The 3684-nt window shown below is 35.8% G+C and carries 5 protein-coding genes; 3 read left to right on the top strand and 2 right to left on the bottom strand.

All coding sequences use genetic code 11. The annotated features are described in order from the left end of the window. Positions 1 to 386 precede the first annotated feature (386 nt). The gene (locus ACFIQE_RS09095; RefSeq protein WP_375707586.1) at positions 387 to 977 is read left to right on the top strand and encodes an antA/AntB antirepressor family protein; all 591 of its coding nucleotides are present in this window, start codon (positions 387 to 389) and stop codon (positions 975 to 977) included. Positions 978 to 1018: 41 nt separating this feature from the next. Here the strand turns inward: ACFIQE_RS09095 and ACFIQE_RS09090 are convergent, their stop codons facing one another. Beyond that, complete coding sequence (locus ACFIQE_RS09090; RefSeq protein WP_375707585.1) at positions 1019 to 1447, bottom strand: type II toxin-antitoxin system HicB family antitoxin; 429 nt, start codon at positions 1445 to 1447, stop codon at positions 1019 to 1021. A gap of 67 nt (positions 1448 to 1514) precedes the next feature. Further along, positions 1515 to 1706, bottom strand: a complete 192-nt coding sequence (locus ACFIQE_RS09085; protein ID WP_004859817.1) for a hypothetical protein — start codon at positions 1704 to 1706, stop codon at positions 1515 to 1517. A gap of 302 nt (positions 1707 to 2008) precedes the next feature. Here ACFIQE_RS09085 and ssb point away from each other — a divergent pair, with 302 nt between their 5' ends. Both ssb and ACFIQE_RS09075 read left to right on the top strand, forming a co-directional pair. Next, positions 2009 to 2461 carry a single-stranded DNA-binding protein gene (gene ssb, locus ACFIQE_RS09080; protein WP_375707584.1) on the top strand — a complete coding sequence of 151 codons (453 nt, stop codon included), beginning with the start codon at positions 2009 to 2011 and terminating at the stop codon, positions 2459 to 2461. 10 nt (positions 2462 to 2471) lie between these two features. After that, the gene (locus ACFIQE_RS09075) at positions 2472 to 3014 is read left to right on the top strand and encodes a hypothetical protein (protein WP_375707583.1); all 543 of its coding nucleotides are present in this window, start codon (positions 2472 to 2474) and stop codon (positions 3012 to 3014) included. Positions 3015 to 3684: the final 670 nt, after the last annotated feature.

The following is a 3684-nucleotide window of genomic DNA, read 5'->3' as shown; positions in this document are numbered from 1 at the left end:
ACCAAAGCGCAGGTGAAAGCATGGGTTTACGGTGGTGCTATTCCGAAAAGCGTTCTCAATTACGAACCTCTTATAGATGAGATCAATAAAGAGATCAAAAAATTATCGGAAGCCGCTTGACATTATTACAGCAATATGAATAATCGAATTAGGTGCCTGAAAACACCTTGATAACAAGCGGATTAGTTGCCGAAATAACTAATCTTCTAGACATTAAAGATTTTGACTCGTTATATGCTGTAGCATATAACGATCTTGTCGGGTGTAGTTATGCTATACAATACCTTCATGGGGAAAGCGTAACGACGGACTTGTTACCGTGTTTTCAGCACCCGGCACTCTTTTAGAATGTCAATGAAAACATATTAAGTAACAAGGAATTCATCATGAACACTCTTATTAAAATTACAGAACAAACTATTGGAAAAGAAACAGTTCAAACTGTCAATGCACGCGAGTTGCATACGTTTTTAGAAGTTAATATACGCTTCAACGATTGGACTTCACGACGGGTTGAAGAATATTCTTTTCAAGAAAATCAGGACTTTGTGAGTTTTACTCAAAAAAGAGTAAAACCTAATGCCTCTCAAGAAAATCAAGGCTTTGTGAGTTTCGGTAAAAATTTACCGAAACCTAAAGGCGGTCGTCCAAGTACAGAATATCATCTCACCCTAGACATGGCGAAAGAGCTCTCAATGGTTGAACGCAATGAGAAAGGACGTCAAGCACGCCGTTACTTTATTGAGTGTGAAAAGAAACTAAGAAACCAAGCTGTTGATTATGATAATGATACGCGTTTTGATTTGCCAAGCTATTGGGAGGGAATGAACGCTGGCGAAAAAGTTTTATATCTTTTAGGTCCTATTCATATGCGTCTTCTTGATGCCTTCAGAGTAGATGAAGAAAACAGAAAATACAAAGCTCTTATTAAAGAAGCAAAACAGGTTCTAGCAAGATCTGTCGTAAAAGCTGCTTAGATTTAAAAACATAACTCCCCATTTTAAAAGTGGGGAGGAAGTTAAGCCGCATTTTTGATTGTAATAACGACTTGCTTGCCAAGAACACTCAGTGCTTGCTCTAGTGTTTGAAGCTTAGTTGGATAATTTGGATCAAGAATGCGTCTTGCTTCTGTTTCTTTTTTACCCAAACGATGTGCCAATTCTGTTTTTGTGATATTCGCTTCATTAAAGGCTTCTACCACTGCGAGCTTAAGAGCATTCCACGCATCTACCGTAACCTCTACAAGGTCTTTATACTGTTGTCGCATTGGTAAAGGCAAACCACGCATAGGATAGCTCCGTAATGCTAACCCTAAAGCTTCAACAGCATTCTCTAATGCCTCTGCTCTATTTTCTCCAGCTGTTATTGCTTCTGGTACATCTGGAAAGGTTACAATAAAACTACCATCTGGATCAGATTCCAGTTTTGCTTGATACGTGTATTCCATGTTTAGGTCTCCTCGCCATGATCAAAATGCTTTTGAAACGAAAAATTAAAGCCGTTGAGAGAGTAACTCATACCCCCAACTGCTTTTTTATTATTTTCACGTAAAGTGGGGTCAATTCACCAGATTTTATAACGGTTGTCTTGTCTCCAAAAGTTACCAAATAATGTGACCCTTTGCCTGCATCAGGAGCTTCACTGTAATGAATGCCTCTTTTTCTGGCTTCTTTACGTAATTCTCTAAGCAGTGCTTCTCGTTTCATTTAGCCTCCCCCTTTTTTCATAAAATGAATATCGCACAAAAAGGTTCGATAGTCAACAATAAATCGAACAAAAAAGTTTGATACAGACTCTTAATGAAAGGATATTTATTGAAAAGTTAAAAGCAGAAATAAGAAAGCCATGCCATTTGTGTGACATGGTTTTTTTGATGAATAATTTGTCAAATAATATTATAATGTAATACTTAAAAAACTGTTATTACTGAACTGAAATAATTGAATAAATATGCAAATCATTCTAAGATTTTTTATGTATAAATTGCAAATCTAATGGGGCTACAAATATGCTAAATAAAGTGACGTTAATCGGGCGCCTTGGTGCTAATCCCGAAAGCAAAACAATGAATTCTGGAGCAGAAATAGTCAATTTTAGTATAGCGACTTCTGAGAGCTATACAGATAAAAAAACCAATCAAAAAGTAGAGAAAACAGAATGGCATTCAGTTGTGATTTTTAATCCACATTTGGCAAAAATTGCACTTCAATATCTCAACAAAGGTTCAAAGGTTTACATAGAAGGAAAATTACAGACACGCAAATGGCAAGATAAAAATGGGCATGACCGTTATACAACAGAGATTGTCTTACCACAATTCAAAGGCGAGTTGTATTTGCTTGATGCAAAGAAAGATCAATCAGCATCCCCTACCCCTTCACCTATTACTTCTCAAAATTATGCTATCGCTTCAGGTACTCAAGATTGTAGAACAGCTCTTAACGATAGCGTCCCATTCTGATTGAAAAAATATGGCTAAAAGAAAAAAACATGCAAAACGTGGTCGTCCTCGAATTAAAGGATGTATCAGAGAACCAAATGGTCGTATCTCACGGACAAAAATGCCTCATGATCCCATTGATAAGTTGGCAATAGAAATATGTGCCAAACGTTTTGGCTTGACCATAGAAGAAGCAAAAAATCCGCTTTCCGGTACCTATATTGGGCGGCTTTATCTGCAAGGTGTGATTAATCAAGATCAGTATGATGCTGCACAAAAATATCTTGAAGTGAGAAATAATTACCTCTGTGCAAAAGCCTTACCAAATGCAATTTATGATGACTTTACTCCATCTTTAAATGAAGAGGCAAAAAAACAATGGATTGAAAAAACTACTCATTACTATGAAGCAATGAAAGAGGTGCTAAAAGAAGCACAATGCCTTTATAGACAGCACAACCTTTATGCCGCGCTACAGTATCTTGTTAGTGAAGATCAATCACTGCCACATCTTGTCGGTTCGCTGTATGTTGCTCTGAATGCACTTCATAAACATTTTACACAAAACCGCTAAATTTTAAGCAGCATTTTGAACTAATCCTATTCTTAATTCTTTCCACGCACCATGCATTGGCAAAACCGTTTTTTTAGAACCACGTTTTACAAGCAAATGGACGACTTTCCCTGAGGTAAAACTGCACCATGTTTTGTAAGATATCTTTTTAATTCTTGACTGTTCATAAATATAATTTGACATCTAAAATGTTTAAATAAAACAAATATATTGTTATTTATAACAAATCAAAAAGCGGCTTTTAAAATACTAAATTTTGTCAAAAAAATAAAAAAAATACAAAATATAGATTTTTTCTATTGACAATGTATGAAAAATCGTATTTAGTGCCAATATGGCAGTGGTTGTATTGCGTCTAAAATTCAAAAATATCCCCTAAAATTTGGTAAAATCTTAAGCTTTCAAAAAGGATTAAGTTGCTGTTTTTATTGTTAAAACAGACTAATCTATTTTGCACATATCAAAAGCCATTCAATAACCAATGATGTCATTAATTCATTGCCTCAAAAGGAGCGAAGATGAAAGCAATCATCACCAAGCCAATGTGTGTTGTTGGCGATAATAAAAGCACTGTTCGTTTTGAAACCTCAACTCCCAATAATCCATTTGTTGAAGTTTCCAATCAAGTCTACGCACGTCTCAAGCGTGCAAATGCTGCTAAACCTTTTGT

The sequence above is a fragment of the Bartonella sp. AA1HLJMS genome (genome assembly GCF_042197445.1).
Classification (GTDB): Bacteria; Pseudomonadota; Alphaproteobacteria; order Rhizobiales; family Rhizobiaceae; genus Bartonella.
The sequence above is the reverse complement of the archived record's forward strand: the minus strand, read 5'-3'. Positions and strand labels throughout refer to the sequence as shown.

Bases quoted from the DNA above. Each gene is read 5' to 3' on its own strand.
- ACFIQE_RS09090 (WP_375707585.1), bottom strand. From the start codon at position 1,447: ATGGAATACACGTATCAAGCAAAACTGGAATCTGATCCAGATGGTAGT.
- ACFIQE_RS09095 (WP_375707586.1), top strand. From the start codon at position 387: ATGAACACTCTTATTAAAATTACAGAACAAACTATTGGAAAAGAAACA.
- ACFIQE_RS09085 (WP_004859817.1), bottom strand. From the start codon at position 1,706: ATGAAACGAGAAGCACTGCTTAGAGAATTACGTAAAGAAGCCAGAAAA.
- ssb (WP_375707584.1), top strand. From the start codon at position 2,009: ATGCTAAATAAAGTGACGTTAATCGGGCGCCTTGGTGCTAATCCCGAA.
- ACFIQE_RS09075 (WP_375707583.1), top strand. From the start codon at position 2,472: ATGGCTAAAAGAAAAAAACATGCAAAACGTGGTCGTCCTCGAATTAAA.